The following is a 2229-nucleotide window of genomic DNA, read 5'->3' on the forward strand; positions in this document are numbered from 1 at the left end:
AAGGTGACGATGACGCCGCGTGTCTCCATGCGCGCAGGAGACCATGACGGGCGGGGGGTGGGCAAGAATTCCGTTAGGAAATCTTTACGCGGTCCGGGAGGATCGGAACATGAACTGGTGTTCCGCTCCCGAACGCCGATGGCGTTCGGGAGCGGAAAACTAGACGGTGGCGCCGAACAGGTGGCCGATCAGCGTGGTGGCGGCCATGGCGAGCGCCCCCCAGAAGGCGACGCGCAGGGCGGGTTTGAGCATCGGCGCGCCGCCGGCGCGGCCGCCGACGGCGCCGAGCACGGCGAGGAAGACGAGGGCGCCGAGGCCGATTCCGGCGGAGAGCACGGGCTTCGGCAGGGTGGCGGCGAGGATGAGCGGGGCGGCGGCGCCGACGGCGAAGGTGGCGGCGGAGGCCATGGCGGCCTGGATCGGGTTGGCGGCGGTGAATTCGGTGAGGCCGAGCTCGTCGCGGGCATGGGCGCCGAGCGCGTCATGCGCCATGAGCTGGGTGGCGACGGCGCCGGCGAGAGCGGGGTCGAGGCCACGGGCGACGTAGATCGCGGCGAGTTCGGCGTGCTCGGAGGCCGGGCTTTCGGCGAGTTCGGCGCGTTCCTTGGCCAGGGCGGCGGTTTCGGTATCGGCCTGGGAGCTGACCGAGACGTATTCGCCGGCGGCCATCGCCATCGCCCCGGCGACGAGGCCGGCGACGCCGGCGACCAGCGCATCGTGCCGGACGCCGCTCGCGGAGATCACGCCGAGGATGAGGCTGGCGGTGGAGATGATGCCGTCATTGGCGCCGAGCACGGCGGCGCGGAGCCAGCCGGTGCGGCCGAGAAGGTGAAATTCAGGATGGGGAAGATGCATTTTTGCTCCGTCGCCGCAGCGGCCATGATGTGCGCCGTATCATAGGCCGGCGGGCGGGCGGGCCAAGCTGGCCATGCGGGGCGGGGCGTCGGGTGGATGGCCGGACCCGTTCAGTCCAGGGCCGGCCCCGGCCCGCCGATCCCCGATGCGACCTATGTGAACGCCGCTGTTCGCCGCCACAGGTAGACCAATGACAGGACGACGAATACCGGAGCAAAACTCGGCAGGCCGCGCATCGCCATCTCGGGGGCGATGCCCGGCGTAATCCAGAGGCAGGCATAGACGGCCAGCTCGCCAGGACGAAAGCCGGTCGTCAATCCGTCTCGCGCCAGGAGTGCCACGGCGAACGAGGCGGGGATCATGTCGTAGTACCAGATATAGGGCGTGGCCAGCGTCGTCAGCAGCAGCAGGGCGGCGATGATACAGGGCACGGGTGCGGCGCGGGTGCGGCCGAGAACGGCGGCCAGCGCGAGGGCGGCGATCGTCGTCGTCGCCTGAAGCGCCGTCGCGACGTGGAACCCGAGGCCAATTTGTTGCGCCAGGCTGAACACGCTCATGATCATGGCGCGCGGCCCGTGATGTGGCTTTGCGGTCAGCTGAACCAGCACGCGGCTCATGAACGGCATCACGCGGGTGGCGAACATCGTCCAGCTTGTCCAGCCGAACGCTGAGGCGCTGGCGATCACCAGCGAGACGGACGTGAGCGCGGCGGCGAGGATGCCGCGCCAGTTGCCGCGCGCCAGCCAGAAGACCGGGATGAGAACGCCGAGCTGCGGCTTCATCGTGACGAGGCCGATCAGCACGCCGGCGACATAGGGCCGCTTTTCCGCAAGGAACAGGCCCGCGATCAGCAGGGCCGCGAAGAGCGCGCCGTTCGTGTTGTCGTACAGATTGGCGAGGGCGGCCGGGCTGAGCAGGACAGCGGCGGTGAACCGGGCATCGAAGCCGCAGGCCCGCAGGGCGACCAGCAGGATCAGGAGGCTCAGCAGGTCGAACGACAGCACGGCGACCGCTGGCGGCAGGAAACCGAACGGCAGGACCGCGAGAAGATAGTCCGGCGGATATGACCATGTATGAAGGTCGCCGCCGAAATGGGCGTGGAACCATTCTCCATACGCGACGGGATTGAACAGGGTCGCGAGCTGGCCGTTCAGCGCCAGATGGGCGCCGCTCCAGATATTCAGGCCATCCGCGAGCGGAAACCAGGAGTGACCATCCAGCCAGAGCCCGACACTGCGCATGCAGGCGATCGCGGGCGGCAGGGCGGCCATGAACAGGCCGAGGGCGACGAGGTGATCGCGCGGTCTTGCTCCGGCGCCGGGGATACGCTGGTCGCCGCGATGGTCTCGCTCCCTGTCCAACCGTGTCGCTCCC

The 2229-nt window shown here is 69.2% G+C and carries 2 protein-coding genes; both read right to left on the minus strand.

The features are described from left to right. Nucleotides 1-159: 159 nt before the first annotated feature. On the minus strand, nucleotides 160-855 hold the full coding sequence (locus tag APM_RS12390; RefSeq protein WP_007423721.1) for a VIT family protein: 696 nt from the start codon (nucleotides 853-855) through the stop codon (nucleotides 160-162). Between the two features lie 152 nt (nucleotides 856-1007). Further along, nucleotides 1008-2229: glycosyltransferase family 87 protein (locus APM_RS12395; protein ID WP_007423722.1), on the minus strand; the 1222-nt coding region annotated here is incomplete at its 5' end.

The sequence above is a fragment of the Acidiphilium sp. PM genome, from assembly GCF_000219295.1.
Lineage (GTDB): Bacteria > Pseudomonadota > Alphaproteobacteria > Acetobacterales > Acetobacteraceae > Acidiphilium > Acidiphilium multivorum.